General features: G+C 65.2%; 11 protein-coding genes and 1 tRNA gene. 8 read left to right on the forward strand and 4 right to left on the reverse strand.

Annotated elements, in window-relative coordinates:
- Window positions 1-34 precede the first annotated feature (34 nt).
- Entirely contained in the window at window positions 35-1,345 is a 1,311-nt protein-coding gene (locus QMB55_RS03735; protein WP_497587322.1) for an amidohydrolase, read from the reverse strand.
- Window positions 1,346-1,634: 289 nt separating this feature from the next.
- Here QMB55_RS03735 and QMB55_RS03740 point away from each other — a divergent pair, with 289 nt between their 5' ends.
- Window positions 1,635-2,168, forward strand: a complete 534-nt coding sequence (locus tag QMB55_RS03740; protein ID WP_497587323.1) for a thermonuclease family protein — start codon at window positions 1,635-1,637, stop codon at window positions 2,166-2,168.
- 36 nt (window positions 2,169-2,204) lie between these two features.
- Here QMB55_RS03740 and QMB55_RS03745 read toward each other — a convergent pair whose 3' ends face one another.
- Together QMB55_RS03745 and QMB55_RS03750 are read right to left on the reverse strand one after the other, a co-directional pair.
- Entirely contained in the window at window positions 2,205-5,660 is a 3,456-nt protein-coding gene (locus QMB55_RS03745; RefSeq protein WP_497587324.1) for an ATP-binding protein, read from the reverse strand.
- Between the two features lie 377 nt (window positions 5,661-6,037).
- Window positions 6,038-6,122 (reverse strand) — tRNA-Leu (locus QMB55_RS03750).
- A 95-nt stretch (window positions 6,123-6,217) separates the two neighbouring features.
- Here QMB55_RS03750 and queA point away from each other — a divergent pair.
- From queA to QMB55_RS03785, 7 genes are all read left to right on the forward strand, one after another.
- Window positions 6,218-7,261, forward strand: a complete 1,044-nt coding sequence (gene queA / locus QMB55_RS03755; RefSeq protein WP_497587325.1) for a tRNA preQ1(34) S-adenosylmethionine ribosyltransferase-isomerase QueA — start codon at window positions 6,218-6,220, stop codon at window positions 7,259-7,261.
- A 139-nt stretch (window positions 7,262-7,400) separates the two neighbouring features.
- On the forward strand, window positions 7,401-8,522 hold the full coding sequence (gene tgt, locus QMB55_RS03760) for a tRNA guanosine(34) transglycosylase Tgt (RefSeq protein ID WP_497587326.1): 1,122 nt from the start codon (window positions 7,401-7,403) through the stop codon (window positions 8,520-8,522).
- Window positions 8,523-8,577: 55 nt separating this feature from the next.
- Window positions 8,578-8,910 (forward strand): preprotein translocase subunit YajC, encoded by a 333-nt coding sequence (gene yajC / locus QMB55_RS03765; RefSeq protein ID WP_497587327.1) that lies wholly within the window; start codon window positions 8,578-8,580, stop codon window positions 8,908-8,910.
- Between the two features lie 121 nt (window positions 8,911-9,031).
- Window positions 9,032-10,906, forward strand: a complete 1,875-nt coding sequence (gene secD / locus QMB55_RS03770) for a protein translocase subunit SecD (protein ID WP_497587328.1) — start codon at window positions 9,032-9,034, stop codon at window positions 10,904-10,906.
- Between the two features lie 12 nt (window positions 10,907-10,918).
- Window positions 10,919-11,863, forward strand: coding sequence for a protein translocase subunit SecF (gene secF, locus QMB55_RS03775; RefSeq protein ID WP_497587329.1), 945 nt, complete (start codon window positions 10,919-10,921; stop codon window positions 11,861-11,863).
- Window positions 11,864-11,976: 113 nt separating this feature from the next.
- Window positions 11,977-12,672 carry a cytochrome b/b6 domain-containing protein gene (locus QMB55_RS03780; RefSeq protein WP_497587330.1) on the forward strand — a complete coding sequence of 232 codons (696 nt, stop codon included), beginning with the start codon at window positions 11,977-11,979 and terminating at the stop codon, window positions 12,670-12,672.
- 214 nt (window positions 12,673-12,886) lie between these two features.
- Window positions 12,887-14,239: an anaerobic C4-dicarboxylate transporter gene (locus tag QMB55_RS03785; RefSeq protein ID WP_497587331.1), complete on the forward strand. Its 1,353-nt coding sequence runs from the start codon at window positions 12,887-12,889 to the stop codon at window positions 14,237-14,239.
- A 93-nt stretch (window positions 14,240-14,332) separates the two neighbouring features.
- Here QMB55_RS03785 and QMB55_RS03790 read toward each other — a convergent pair whose 3' ends face one another.
- Entirely contained in the window at window positions 14,333-14,788 is a 456-nt protein-coding gene (locus QMB55_RS03790; RefSeq protein WP_497587332.1) for a c-type cytochrome, read from the reverse strand.
- Window positions 14,789-14,919: the final 131 nt, after the last annotated feature.

The following is a 14,919-nucleotide window of genomic DNA, read 5'->3' on the forward strand; positions in this document are numbered from 1 at the left end:
TTCCGACGCCGCGCGATGACCACGAAAAGAGGCCTTAAGGGGTTTCGCCCGCCTTCAACTTCTGGAACGACGTCTTGATCGAACGCACCCGCGCCGGGTCGCTCAACAGGGCATGCGCCGACAGCGCCACGGCCTTGGCGGCCTGCACGCTCACCGCCCAGCCGGCGTCGGGTACGGTGTATTTGAGCATCGCGTCTTCGTGCAGGGCCACGCTTCTGGGCGCCACCTTGAACATGATGTTTACCGTCGGGTAGGCGTGCCCGACGTTGCCGAGGTCGGACGATCCGAGGGGCGCGCCTTCGCGCGCGATCTCGCTTTCGGCAACGCCGGCCCGAGCAATGCTGGCACGCACCAGATCAAGGTACTCGGGCACCAGCACCGGCGCCAGCAGGGCCGTCCGGGGCGGCTTGTACTCGAGCGTTGCGCCGCTCGCCAGCGCCGCCGCTTCGGCGCTCTTGAGCAGCTTGGCGTAGGCATCGAGCATGGTCGGGGTATCGAGCGCGCGTGCGGCAAACTCGACTTCGGCCAGCGCCGGCACCACGTTGACCACCTCGCCGCCTTTTTTGATGATGCCGTGGATGCGTACATCCTGGCGCAGATGCTGGCGCAAGGCGTTGATGCCGTTGAAGGTCTGAATCGCGGCATCGAGCGCGTTGATGCCCATCTCCGGCGCCGCCGCCGCATGCGCGGCCTTGCCCTTGAAGACGAAAGTGGCACGCTTCATCGCCAGCAAGGGCTTGTCCACCATCCAGGAATCGCCGGGGTGGGTGATCAGCACGACATCGCTGCCCTCGAAATGCTTGCCTTCGAGCAGCGCGATCTTGCCGCCGCCGAGCGAGCCACGCTCTTCGTCGGGGGTGCCGATCACCACCAGCCGGCCCGGCAAGTCCTTCATCACCTGCGCCAGCCCGGCGGCGGCGAGCAGCCCGGAGCCGGAGATCAGGTTGTGGCCGCAGGTATGCCCGTTGGGCAGGGCGTCGTACTCGAGCATCACGGTCACCGTCGGCCCGGGCCCTTTGCCCTTGAGTTCGGCGCGGAACGCGGTCTTGGCAATGCCGCCCTTGACGAGGTCCTCGGGCACCTTGAGGTCGCCCTGCACCGAAAAACCGAGCTTGCGCAGCTCGTCCATCAAGAGTTGCGAACTCTTGAATTCCTGCTGCCCCAGCTCGCGGAACTCGAAAATCTGCTGCGACACCGCCTTGACGGCCTCGGCACGGGCATCGATCGCTGCCAGGAGCTGCGCCTCGTCGGCGCCGGCAAAACCGCCCCACAAGGCGGAGAGCAAAACGGATACGCGAACCAAACGACGGGCCAAAACACGCCCGCTGAAAACTTTTTCAACCATGGCATGACTCCCTGGAGTGGTAATGGGTAAAACGCGAACGGCCGCGTTCACGATACGCCAGCGCCGGCCCGGAAGAAACCCATCGTCATTCCCTCGGGCAAGGCGAAACGCATCCCCAATCCGGCTGGACAAGCTTGTGGATAAGCCCTGGGCAGTCCAGGCAAGCGATTGACGCGATGGACAATCTTGGCACTGCCGCTTTTTTGGGCACCGCCGCGGCTTTCGTAGCGCCTGCATCTCGGCTAGACTGCGGCGCTTTTTTGCCGTGCCCGGGGCACGGCCCGCCTGCATGCTCACACTTCGCAATTCCACCGCGGCCGCCTTCGCCGCGGCGCTGTTCCTGTTGTTCGCTTCCGCCCTGCACGCCGCACAACGCACCCCGCAGGCACTGCACGGCAAGGTCATCGGCGTCGCCGATGGCGACACGGTCAAGGTACTCGACGACACCAACACCACGCACACCATCCGCCTGCTCGGCATCGACGCGCCGGAAAAAGCGCAGGCTTTCGGCACCCGCGCCAAGCACTCTCTGAGCGAACTGGCCTACGGCCAGACGGTCACCGTCAAATGGCGCAAGCGCGACCGCTACGGACGCATCGTCGGCACCTTGCACAACCGCCGCGGCGATGACCTCAACCTCCGCCAAGTCCAACGCGGCATGGCCTGGCATTACGCCGACTACCAGCGTGAGCAACTGCCCGCCGACCGGGAAACCTACGCCGAAGCCGAAGTCGAGGCGCGCCAGCGGCGCATCGGCCTGTGGGCCGATCCCCACGCCGAAGCACCCTGGCAGTACCGGAAAAAAAAGCGCGAACGCAGCTGAACGGTCAGGCTGCCCCGGCGTCCCGGGCGCGCCCGCTCAGGCGTCGGGACGCCCGCCCTTGAGTTCGCCCAGAAGGCGCTCGCTCGCCGCAATCAGGGCATCGATCATCGCCGCCGACGGCGCTGCGCCACCGCGCACGGCCTGCAGGTAACGCTGTGCCTGCACCTCGAACTCGTGGGCACAGAGGTTGCCAGCCATGCCCTTGAGCCGGTGCGCGAGCGTCGCGACCTCCTCGTAGCGCGCCTCGCGCGCCAACGCCTTCAGGCGTTCCGCGTCTTCGACGTGCTGCTCGAACGCCAACGCCAGCAAGCGCTCGATGAACTCGCGCCGCCCGCTGTAACGGGCCTCCAGCGCAGCCCAATCAACCACCGGCAGGGGCGCTTCGCCCTCTGATGACGCGGTTTCGTCCGCCGACGGCGTCATTTCACGCTCCGCCGCAGGCACGGGCGATGGCGCGGGCAAGTGACCGAGCTGGCTGAGGATCATTTCGACCAAGGCTTCGATCTCGATCGGCTTATTCACCGTCGCCACCATTCCCGCCGCCAGGCAGCGCGCGTGCTCGTCCTTGAGCGCATGCGCGGTCTGACCGATCACCGGCAACTGCGGATGCCGGGCGCGGATGCGGCGGGTCGCCTCCAGCCCGTCCATCTCCGGCATCTGCACGTCCATCAGCACAGCGTCGACACGCAGTCCGTCGGCCAGCGTCTGCACCGCCTGCGCCCCGTCGTCGGCCATCACCACCTCGGCGCCTTCGCCTTGCAGCATGGCTTCGATGACCAGGCGATTGACTTCGTTGTCCTCCGCCACCAGGAGGCGCACGCCGTGCAGGCGCCGCTCGCCACGGCCGATTTCGCTGTGCGCCGGCTCCGGCAACGGTGCATCGCTTTCCGGCAAAGGCAGGCGCAGGATGAAAACGCTGCCTTCGCCGACCCGGCTTTCGGCCGTCAGCCGCCCCCCCATCAACGCCGCCAGACGGGCGCTGATGGTCAGTCCGAGGCCCGTACCGCCGTACTTGCGGGTGGTGCTGCTGTCGGCCTGCTCGAAGGGTTCGAACAGCCGGCGCAGGTCGTCGGTGTCGATGCCGATGCCCGAATCGATGACCCGGAACACGAGATCCTCGCCATCGCGGGCGACCGAAAGGCGGATGCCGCCGTGTGCAGTGAACTTGACCGCGTTGGAAAGCAGGTTGAGCAGGATCTGCTGCAAGCGCGCCGGGTCGCCGAGGCAGACCGGCGGCAGCGTGTCGACCTCGCTGACGAGCGACAACGATTTGGCGTCGGCCTCCGGGCGCATGGCGCGCAACGCTTCGGCGATCACCGCGGCGGGGCTGAAGGGCACGCGCTCGACCTCCAGCTTGCCGGCCTCGATTTTGGAGAAATCGAGAATGTCGTTGATGATCCGGAGCAGCAAGCGACCGGAATCGACGATGCGCCGGAACGTCTCGCGGGCCTTGGGCTGAACGCCGCGCTCGCGCAGGCCGATCTGTGCCAGGCCGAGCACGCCGTTGAGCGGCGTGCGGATTTCGTGCGACATGTTGGCAAGGAACAGGCTCTTGGCCGAGCTGGCCTTTTCGGCCGCGAAACGGGCGTGGCGCAGCTCTTCGGTGCGCTGCTCGACCATCGCCGCAAGGCGCACTTCTTCACTGCGCTTGGCGTCCTTGAGGTCCTCGTAGGCACTTTCGACGTGGTGCGCCATGCGGTTGAGCGAATCGGTCAGCTTGCCGAGCTCGTCCTCGGAATGTTTCTCGAAACGATAGGCGTAGTCGCCGGCCTCGACCTTGCGTAGGCCGAGGATCAGCTCGCCGATCCGGCGCGCGATCAGCCAGGCCAGCCAGAAGGCCACGCCGATCACCACGCCGATCATGATCAGCGTCGACCAGACCAGATCGATGCCCAGGCTGCGCACCGATTCACTGATCGATGCACGGATGGCCTGCTGCTGCGTTTCGATGTCGCGCTCCAGGCGACCGACCCGCTGCTCGAGTTGCTCGCCCATGCGCACCGCCGGAAGCTGGAAATCCTCGATGTTGGCGCCGATGGTGACGAAGCCGAAGCCGCGCGGTGTCTGCCCGTACTGGCCGGTGAAATACGGGATCGCCGCAGCGGTGGTGATTTTCCAGACCCCGCTCCAGAGAATCAGGAAGGAGCCGGAACCGCCGCTACGGGTCAGGTCGTGCCAGCCGACGCACTGCGGAGCGAAATTGAGGTAGCGGCAATCGAGCCCCACCGTCCCGGCCGCAGTCAAAGCCGGCGCCGGCCGTTTGGTCCGCGTCTGCGCCTCGAAAGGCTGCACCTGCTCCAAAAAACGCTCGAGGGGCTGCCCGCTCGCCTGCCAGCGCTCATAGATCGACTCCTCCAGCCACGGCATCACCCGCCGCCCGGTGGCGGGATCGAAGCCGACGAGCGAATGATGCCGCGGGTGGGCGATCGCGCGGTCCTTGTGATCCCACATGAAGGCATAGTTGCCGCTGCTCGCGTCGGCGATCCGCGCGTAGCGCTCGGAGGTCGGCAGCAGGTTCTCGGTGATCGCCATGAGGTGGTCATGGTTGAGGGCCAGCGTGACGTACCCGCTGATCCGCCCGTTCTCAACGACCGGCGTCGCCCAGCGCACCAGACCGCGAAAACGCTTGCCGAGGGGATTTTCCCGCCCGGCGTAGGCGTCCTCCTCGGGTGCGAAATCGATGCCCCGAAGCTGCGCCGCAGCCGGCGTGTACTGGCCGATCACCCGCGAACCGACGTAGGGCCCGATGACCTCGGAAACGTAAATCTCTCCAGGCTTGAGCTTCTTGAGTTCGGCGAAATAGGTCTCGGCCTTGCTCCAGGTGTTCTCCGGTCGGCTCACGTCGCGCAACGCGCGCGGCAGTTCGCCGCTGGCGGCGATCTTGATCTTCTCCCACCCGTCGAGGCCGACGAAGGTCATCTCATGGTAAAGCGGCGCCGGCAGGTTCGGGCGCACCGGCTCGGGCGGACGGTAGTGGAAGGCGTTGTCGTTCTCGGTATTGCTCGAGGAACTCCTCACCGGCAGCACCACGGCCTCGCCGTTCTTCTCCTCCGGCACCCAATGGGTGGCGTCGGCGGAAAGCTGCCAGCGCCCGCCATCGACCAAATGACGCGTGCGCCCGGCCATGAACAGCGAATACATCGCCGGGCTCGGGGCCAAGCGAGCGGCTTGCTGGATATCGACGTCGCGGGAATAGAGGAATTCGGCCACCCGACGCGCAGTGTCGGTGGTCAACCGCTCGAGTTCCTCGCGGGCCCGGGCGTTGAGCGCTTCCTGCGCCTGGCGGGAGAGCGTCTCGGCCATGCCGCCGACGGTCAGGCGGACGTCGCCGGTCAACTGCTCGGTCTGGCGCTGCACGCGGTCGCCGAGCAGGCGAAAGCCTTCCCAGGCGAGCACCGCCAGCAGCAGCAAGGGCAGCACCTTGATCACCACGAACAGCCAGATCAGCTTGGTGCGCAAGCTGAGGTGGCGGCTTTGCAATTTCAATCGCATAACGGGTCCAACCACAGCTTGAGGAGAGAACAGCCGTCACCGGCCGGGCATCGCTCGACCGGGGCTCTCCGACACTCCCGGCGCAGTAAGAAAGGTATATGCCAAATGCGCGCAAAGCGCCACCCCGGCGAGATGAGAGGCCGAAGATAGCACCACAACTGAAATGGGTATTTGCCCGAAAAGGACGCGGGGGCGCGCACGAAAACGGTCGCAAGGAACCTTTCCGCAGCCTAGCGCCAGGGGCGTCGGGCCGGTCGGGCCCGACGCACGCATGGTATACTGGCCGCTCTCGGCGCTCGATACGGACCGGGTGGGATGGCTTGAGTTTGCTTGGATCTGGCCGGCCACCGCCAGTAAAGACGGGGCCAGAATGCCCGTGGTGCCGAGAGAGGGACTCGAACCCTCACACCTTGCGGCGGCGGATTTTGAATCCGCTGCGTCTACCGATTCCGCCATCTCGGCCCATCCGGTTCGCCTTGCGCGAACCGCAGGAGGCCGGATTATCCCCGATTCACCCGTCAGCGACAAGCCACCTTACGATACTTTACGTTTTCCGCATGCTCACCCTCGACGATTTCGACTTCCACCTCCCGCCCGAACTGATCGCCCAACACCCGGCCGCGGCCCGCAGCGCGAGCCGTCTGCTGCACGTCGCCGGAAACACGCACCACGACCGCGCCTTCGCCGACCTGCCGCAACTCGTCGCTCCGGGCGACGTGCTGGTGTTCAACGACACGCGCGTGATCAAGGCGCGCTTGTTCGGGCAGAAGGCAAGCGGCGGCAAGGTCGAGATCATGATCGAGCGGGTCGTCGATGCCCGGCACGCGGTGGCCCAGATCCGTGCCAGCAAGTCGCCCAAGCCGGGCAACCGGATCGTCGTCGAAGACGCATTCGAGGTCGAGGTCGGCGGGCGCGTCGGCGAAAACAATGAATTCTTCGCCCTTAAACTCATCGGGGACGACGCGGAAGGCGATTTCTACGCCCGGCTCGAAGCGCATGGCCGCCTGCCCCTGCCGCCTTACATCGCGCACCACGCCGAATGCGAAGACGAGACGCGCTACCAGACGGTCTATGCCCGCCACCAGGGAGCCGTCGCCGCGCCCACCGCGGGGCTGCACTTCGACCAGATGCTGCTCGACCACCTGGCCGAGATCGGCGTCGACCTCGCCTGGCTGACGCTGCACGTCGGTGCCGGCACCTTCCAGCCGGTGCGCGTGCATCATGTCGCCGAACACCGCATGCACGCCGAGCGCTTCGACATCCCGCCCGCCACGGTGGCCGCAATCGCACGCGCCAAGGCGCGCGGCGGCCGGGTGATCGCCGTCGGCACGACCAGCCTGCGCGCGCTCGAAGCCGCCTCGCAATGCGGAACACTCAACGCGGGCGCGGCCGAAACCGACATCTTCATCACCCCCGGCTACCGCTTCCGCACCGTCGACCGCTTGATCACCAATTTCCACCTGCCCAAGTCGACGCTGTTGATGCTGGTCTCGGCCTTCGCCGGACTGGACGAAATGCGCGCTGCCTACCGCCACGCGGTCGAACAACGCTACCGTTTCTTCAGCTACGGCGATGCGATGCTGTTGGAACCGAAAAATTAACTGAATGCATTCCCCCGGGAGAACACGAAACGAAGCCCGTATGATCGAACCTCGATGCCGCATTTAAGGCTGCACGCGTCGGGTCCGCTTCGCATTCTTCACACCCTTTGTGGTTAAGCACTTTTCACTAAAGACCAAAATGCACTTTGAACTCCTCACCACCGACGGCCTCGCCCGGCGCGGCCGTCTGACGCTGGCGCACGGCGTCGTCGAAACGCCGGTCTTCATGCCGGTCGGCACCTACGGCACGGTCAAGGCGATGACGCCCCGCGACCTCGAGGAAATCGGCGCCCAGATCTGCCTCGGCAACACCTTCCACCTCTGGCTGCGCCCCGGCCTCGAAGTCGTCGCCGCGCACGGCGGCCTGCACGGGCTGATGGGCTGGAAGAAGCCCATCCTTACCGATTCGGGCGGGTTCCAGGTGTTCTCGCTCGGCGCGCTGCGCAAGATCACCGAAGAGGGGGTCAAGTTTTCCTCGCCGGTCGACGGCGCCAAACTCTTCCTCACGCCGGAAGAGTCGATGCGCATCCAGCACACGCTCAACTCCGACATCGTGATGATCTTCGACGAATGTACGCCCTACCCGGCCAGCCACGCCGAGGCGGCCAAGTCGATGCGCATGAGCATGCGCTGGGCGCGCCGCTCGCGCGACGAGCACGACCGCCTGGGCAATACCAATGCGCTGTTCGGCATCGTTCAGGGCGGGATGTACGAAGACCTGCGCGAGGAGTCGCTCGCCGGCCTCGTCGACATCGGCTTTAACGGCTACGCCATCGGCGGCTTGTCGGTCGGCGAGCCGAAGGCCGACATGGCGCGCATCCTCGCCCACACCACGCCGCGCCTGCCCACCGGCCGGCCGCGCTACCTGATGGGGGTCGGCACGCCCGAGGATCTGGTGCATGGCGTGCAGCAGGGCGTCGACATGTTCGACTGCGTCATGCCCACGCGCAACGCCCGCAACGGCCACCTGTTCACCCGTTATGGCGACATCAAGATCAAGAACGCCTGCCACAAGAACGACCCGCGCCCGCTCGACGCCACCTGTGAGTGCTACACCTGCCGCAACTTCTCGCGCGCCTACCTGCACCACCTGCACCGTGTCGGCGAAATTCTCGGTTCGCAGCTCAACACCATCCACAACCTGCATTACTACCAGGTACTGATGCGCGAGCTGCGCGAAGGGATCGCCGACGGCCGCCTCGCCGAGGTCGTGACACGCTTCCATGCCGACCGCCGCAGCGAAGCCAGAGTGATACAATGACCCGCTTGTTTTTGACGCCCCGGCGTCGTTTCGCTTTTATTCCAAGGAGAACAATGTGTTGATCAGTAACGCTTACGCCCAGGCCGCTGCCGGAGGTGCCGGCGGCCCGGTGGAAACCATCATGCAGTTCATGCCGATCATCCTGATGTTCGTCGTGCTCTACTTCCTGATGATCCGTCCGCAGATGAAGAAGGCCAAGGAGCACAAGGCCATGATCGACGCGCTCTCCAAGGGCGACGAAGTCGTGACCTCGGGCGGCATCGCCGGCAAGATCACCAAGGTCGGCGACACCTACGTCGGCGTCGAGATTGCCGACAACGTCGAAATCCAGCTGCAAAAGCCCGCCGTGGCGATGGTTCTGCCCAAGGGCACGCTGAAGAGCCTGTAACCGGCCCCATGAGTCCCCAGAGACGGAGCGGCGAACGACCGCTCCGTTTCGCATCGGCGCCCCATGCGCCGAGGGCCGTCCGGCGATCCCGCAGCCCAACCTCAACATCGTCCAGCCTTCCATGAATCGTTATCCGCTCTGGAAATACCTCATCGTCGCCTTTGCGCTGGCGCTCGGCCTCGTCTACACGCTGCCGAACTTCTTTGGCGAATCGCCGGCCGTCCAGGTCTCGAGCGCCAAAGCCACGCTGAAGATCGACACCAAGACCCTCGATCGCGTCGAAACCGCCATCGGCGGCGCGAACATCGAGAACAAGGGAATTTTCCTCGACGCCAACGGCGTCAAGGTCCGCCTCAAGGACACCGACACCCAGCTCAAGGCCAAGGACGTCCTCGAGAAGCATTTCAATCCCGATCCGACCGACCCGCAGTACGTCATTGCGCTCAACCTGCTCTCCAGCTCGCCGCAGTGGCTGACCAAGATGCACGCGCTGCCGATGTACCTCGGCCTCGACCTGCGCGGCGGGGTGCACTTCCTGCTCCAGGTGGACATGAAGGGCGCGCTGACCAAGCGCCTCGACGCCACCGCGGCCGACCTGCGCAGCCTGATGCGCGACAAGAACATCCGCCACGGCGGCATCGCCCGCGACGGCGAACGCATCGTGATCCGCTTCCGCGACGCTGAAACGCGCACCAAGGCGCGCAACGTCCTCGACGACAACCAGCCCGATCTGGCCCTCCTCGACCAGGGCGACGGCAGCGACCTGCGCATCATCGCCAGCCTCAAGCCGCTCGCCCTGAAGCGCATCCAGGAACTGGCGGTGAAACAGAACATGGGCACCCTGCACAACCGGATCAACGAACTCGGCGTCGCCGAGCCGGTGATCGCCCAGCAGGGCCTCGACCGCATCGTCGTGCAACTGCCCGGCGTGCAGGACACGGCCAAGGCCAAGGACATCCTCGGCCGCACCGCGACGCTTGAAATCCGCATGGTCGACGACACGCCGGGCGCGCTCGAAGGCGCGCTCTCCGGCCAGGTTCCTTTCGGCACCGAGCTGTACGTCGAGCGCGGCGGCCGGCCGCTGCTGGTCAAGAAGCAGGTCGTGCTGACCGGCGACCGCCTCACCGACGCTCAGGCCGGCTTCGACAACCAGAGCCAGGAGCCGGCGGTGCACCTCACGCTCGACTCGGCCGGTTCGCGCATCTTCAAGGACATCACGCGCGAAAACGTCGGCAAGCGCATGGCCATCCTGCTGATCGAGAAAGGCAAGGGCGAAGTCGTCACCGCCCCGGTGATCCGCACCGAAATCGGCGGCGGTCGCGTCCAGATCTCGGGCAGCATGACCACCGTCGAAGCCAACGACACCGCGCTGCTGCTGCGTGCCGGCTCGCTCGCCGCGCCGATGGAGATCATCGAGGAACGCACCATCGGCCCGAGCCTCGGCGCCGAGAACATCAAGAAGGGCTTCCATTCGACGCTGTGGGGCTTTGCCGCGATCGCCGTGTTCATGGTCGCCTACTACGTGCTCTTCGGCTTCATTTCGGTCGTCGCGCTGGCCTCCAACGTGCTCTTCCTGATCGCCCTGCTCTCGCTGCTGCAGGCGACGCTGACCCTGCCGGGGATCGCGGCCATCGCGCTCACCCTGGGCATGGCCATCGACGCCAACGTGCTGATCAACGAACGCATCCGAGAGGAGTTACGCCTCGGGCATTCGCCGGCGATGGCCATCCATAACGGTTATGACCACGCCTTCGACACGATTCTCGACTCGAACGTCACCACCCTGATCGCCGGCATCGCCCTGCTCGTCTTCGGCTCCGGCCCGGTGCGCGGCTTCGCCGTGGTGCATTGCCTCGGCATCCTGACCTCGCTCTTCTCGTCGGTGTTCGTCTCGCGCGCCCTGGTCAACCTGATCTATGGCCGCAAGCGCAAGCTCGAGTCGCTGTCGATCGGGCAGATCTGGAAACCCGACACCGCCGCCGGCAAGGCCAAATAAGGACGCACGAACATGGAATTTTTCCGCATCCACAAAGACATTCCGTTCATGCGCCATGCGCTGACGTTCAATGTCATTTCACTCATCACCTTCCTGCTCGCGGTGTTCTTCCTGTTCTCGCGCGGCCTGCACCTGTCGGTCGAGTTCACGGGCGGGACGCTGATCGAAGTCACCTACTCGCAGGCGGCCGACCTCGAAAAGATCCGCGGCGGCCTCTCCAAGGCCGGTTACACCGACATCGCGGTGCAGAACTTCGGTTCGAGCCGCGACGTGATGATCCGCCTGCCGCTCAAGGCCGAGCAGAACTCGGCCAAGATCGGTGAAGCGGTGATGGCCGCGCTGGAAGCCGAAGCCCCCGGCGCCGCCCTGAGCCGCGTCGAGTTCGTCGGTCCGCAGGTCGGCAAGGAGCTTGCCGAGAACGGTGCGCTGGCCTTGCTGCTGGTCATCCTGGGGATCGTCCTCTACCTCGCGGTCCGCTTCGAGTGGCGCTTCTCGGTCTCGGCGATCATCGCCAACCTGCACGACGTAGTCATCATTCTCGGCTTCTTCGCCTTCTTCCAGTGGGAGTTCTCGCTCTCGGTCCTGGCTGCGGTTCTCGCCGTGCTCGGCTACTCGGTCAACGAGTCGGTCGTGGTCTTCGACCGGGTGCGCGAAACCTTCAAGAAAGTGCGCGGCCTGACCACGCCGCAGGTGCTCGACCACGCCATCACCAGCACCATCTCGCGCACCATCATCACCCACGGCAGCACGCAGCTGATGGTGCTCTCGATGCTCGTCTTCGGCGGCGAAACCCTGCATTACTTCGCCCTCGCGCTGACCATCGGCATCTGCTTCGGCATCTACTCGTCGGTGCTCGTCGCCGCGCCGCTGGCGATGTGGCTCGGTGTCTCGCGCGAACACTTCGTCAAGCCCAAGAAGCAAATCGAGGGTGCCAACGACGAGGGCGCGGTGGTCTGAGTCACCCAGCCGCCACACTCCGCAACACCCCGTGCAAGGGCGCCGCAAGGCGCCCTTGGCACATCAGGCTCCGTCGTTCTACCATCCGTTCATCCGCCCTCATGGAGCCCGCGATGAAGTCCGAACGCATCCGCCTCTGGGATCTGCCCACCCGCATCTTCCACTGGTCGCTCGTGCTCTGCGTCCTGGCCGCGATCATCACCGGCAAGCTGGGCGGCAATGCCATGGTCTGGCACGGCCGGATCGGCCTCGTCATTGTCGGCCTCATCACCTTTCGCTTGGTCTGGGGGCTCAACGGCCCGACTTATGCGCGTTTCGCCCAGTTCCTGCCGACCCCCAGGCGGGTCTTCGCCTACCTCGGCGGCCATTGGCAGGGCATTGGTCACAACCCGCTCGGCGCGCTGTCGATCTTTGCCATGCTCGCCATCCTCGCCGCACTGCTCGCCACCGGCATCGCCGGCAACGACGACATCGCCTTCCGCGGACCGCTCTTCGAACTGGCCGGCAAGGACTCAAGCGACCGCCTGATCGGCTGGCACCGCAAGCTGACCAGCGTCCTGATCCTGCTGCTCGTCCTGCACCTGCTGGCCATCGCCTATTACAGCCGCCTCAAGCGCGAGAACCTAGTGCGCCCGATGCTCACCGGCTGGAAAGACGTTCCCGCCCCCCTCGCCGCGCCGACGCGCGGCGGCGGCCCGCGCGCCTTCGTCCTGGCGTTGGCGCTGGCGCTGGCTGCGGTTTACACCGCTTCGGGCCACTGGTTGCCGGCGCCACCGCCCGCACCCGCGCAGCAAGCCCCCGCCTGGTAAGCCCCGGAAGCACCGCCGGACGCGCCTTGCAGCCCGCCTGCAAGGCGCGCCGAATGGCGCGTTCGCAGCGCGCAATTTTCGCCTTTTTTACGTAGAAAACGCTTTTTTCGGCTTGACTTGCACGTGCGGCGAACGACAAAATCGCTGCGCGGGCGAGCGCTTGCCAACGGCACGCCGAGCATAAAATCATCGTAAAAAAGAGGGGAGTTGTTCGATGGATATCGCCATCACTGTGCAGTTTCTCATCATCTTGTTCTGCCTCGTCGCCGGCACCCGTTACGGGGGCTACGGTCTGGGCCTCTTCGGCGGCATCGGGGTTTTGATTTTTGCTTTCGTTTTTCACCTTGCGCCGGGCAAACCGCCCGTCGATGTCCTGCTCACCATCCTCGCCGTGATTGGCTGCGCCTCGGTGCTCCAGTCCGCCGGCGGCCTCAACGTGATGATGCGCTTCGCCGAAAAGCTGCTGCGCAAGCATCCCGATAAAATCACCATCCTCGCGCCGATCACCACCTGGACACTGACCGTCATGTGCGGCACCGGGCACGTCGTTTACACGATGTTCCCGATCATCTACGACATCGCGATCAAGAAGGGCATCCGCCCCGAGCGCCCGATGGCCGTGGCCTCGATTGCCTCGCAGATCGGCATCTGTGCGTCGCCGGTCTCGGTCGCTGTCGTCTCGATGGTCGCCATCTTGGGCAAGACCGATGCCTTCGGCCACCCGATCAGCCTGATCGAGATCCTCTCGGTCGGCATGCCGGCAACGCTCTGCGGCGTCATCGTCGCCGCCCTGTGGAGCCTCAAGCGCGGCAAGGATCTGGAGAACGACCCGGAATTCCAGGCCAAGATCAAGGACCCGGAGCAACGCGACTACATCTACGGCGAAAACACCACCCTGCTCGACAAGGTCTTCCCCAAGGAAGCCTACTGGGCCACCTGGATCTTCTTCGGCGCCATCGCTGCGGTCGTCCTGCTCGGCGCCTTCCCCGAGCTTCGCCCGGCCGTCGGCCCGATCGGGAAGGCCAAGCCCCTGTCGATGAACCTCGCCATCCAGATGATGATGCTCACCGCCGGCTCGCTGATCCTGGTGCTGTGCAAGGTCAAGCCGCAGGAAATCCCCAACGGCACGGTGTTCAAGGCCGGCATGGTGGCCATCGTCTCGGTCTTCGGCGTTGCCTGGATGGCCGACACCTTCTTCGAGGCGCACTTCACGCTGCTCAAGAATGCCCTCGCCGGCATCGTCGCCGCCCAGCCCTGGACCTACGCCCTCGTGCTGTTCATCGTCTCCAAGCTGGTCAATAGCCAAGCCGCGGCCATTGCCGCGATCGCACCGCTGGGCGTCAGCCTCGGCGTCGACCCGAAGGTGATGCTCGCCTTCATGCCCGCGTGCTACGGCTACTTCATTCTGCCAACCTACGCCAGCGACCTCGCCTGCCTCGGCTTTGACCGCTCGGGGACGACGCGCATCGGCAAGTTCGTCATCAACCACAGCTTCATCATCCCAGGCCTCTTGGGCGTCGGGACCGGCTGTGCCGTCGGCTGGATCATCGTCAAGATGTTCTTCTGACCGCCCCCGCCCGGGGACGAAAAAGCCTCCCGCGGGAGGCTTTTTCTTTGACCGTGTCCGGCCGGAGGCTCAGGGAACGGGCGTCCCTTGCCCTCAATCCTTGCGGAAGGCGTCGTGGCAGGCCTTGCACGTGCCACCGGTCTTGCCGAACTGCGCCTTGATCGCGGCCGGATCGCCACCCGCGGCCACCTTGGCCAGTTCGTTGGCCTCCTTATTGAAAGCCATCGCCAGTTCGCGCACTTTTTCGGGTTGCTGGAAGAATTCAGGCTTGACCCGCGTCTTCTCGTTCCCGGCGTCTTTTTCGGTGCCCGGGCCGAACAGCGCCCCCATGCCCGAATTCGCGGTTGCCGCGACGACGTTGGCAGCGGCGATCACCTGCTCCTTGTTGAAGTTACCGTCGAGATTGGCCTTGATCTTGCCCATGTTCCAGGACATGAAGCTGTAACCTGACTTGCGGAACTTGATCATTTCTTCGGGTTTGAGCGGCTGCTGGGCAAAAACGGCGGACGCCAGGCCAGCAAGAACGAGCGCGACGACAGTTTTTTTCATGGTTCTCTCCATCAGGGGATGATCAGAAAACGGAACGGCACGGTGCAAGACACGCCCGAACGCAAAAAGTGCGATCAGGCGACAAAAAAACGGGCCGGAGGCGGCGCTGCCTCCGGCCCGTCGTGCCTTCA

Source organism: Propionivibrio sp., from assembly GCF_041441355.1.
In the GTDB taxonomy this organism is placed as follows: domain Bacteria; phylum Pseudomonadota; class Gammaproteobacteria; order Burkholderiales; family Rhodocyclaceae; genus Propionivibrio.

What these genes read in the sequence shown, in the direction of transcription:
- QMB55_RS03735 (WP_497587322.1), bottom strand. Translation starts at nt 1,345, where the DNA reads ATGGTTGAAAAAGTTTTCAGCGGGCGTGTTTTGGCCCGTCGTTTGGTT.
- QMB55_RS03740 (WP_497587323.1), top strand. Translation starts at nt 1,635, where the DNA reads ATGCTCACACTTCGCAATTCCACCGCGGCCGCCTTCGCCGCGGCGCTG.
- QMB55_RS03745 (WP_497587324.1), bottom strand. Translation starts at nt 5,660, where the DNA reads ATGCGATTGAAATTGCAAAGCCGCCACCTCAGCTTGCGCACCAAGCTG.
- queA (WP_497587325.1), top strand. Translation starts at nt 6,218, where the DNA reads ATGCTCACCCTCGACGATTTCGACTTCCACCTCCCGCCCGAACTGATC.
- tgt (WP_497587326.1), top strand. Translation starts at nt 7,401, where the DNA reads ATGCACTTTGAACTCCTCACCACCGACGGCCTCGCCCGGCGCGGCCGT.
- secD (WP_497587328.1), top strand. Translation starts at nt 9,032, where the DNA reads ATGAATCGTTATCCGCTCTGGAAATACCTCATCGTCGCCTTTGCGCTG.
- secF (WP_497587329.1), top strand. Translation starts at nt 10,919, where the DNA reads ATGGAATTTTTCCGCATCCACAAAGACATTCCGTTCATGCGCCATGCG.
- QMB55_RS03780 (WP_497587330.1), top strand. Translation starts at nt 11,977, where the DNA reads ATGAAGTCCGAACGCATCCGCCTCTGGGATCTGCCCACCCGCATCTTC.
- QMB55_RS03785 (WP_497587331.1), top strand. Translation starts at nt 12,887, where the DNA reads ATGGATATCGCCATCACTGTGCAGTTTCTCATCATCTTGTTCTGCCTC.
- QMB55_RS03790 (WP_497587332.1), bottom strand. Translation starts at nt 14,788, where the DNA reads ATGAAAAAAACTGTCGTCGCGCTCGTTCTTGCTGGCCTGGCGTCCGCC.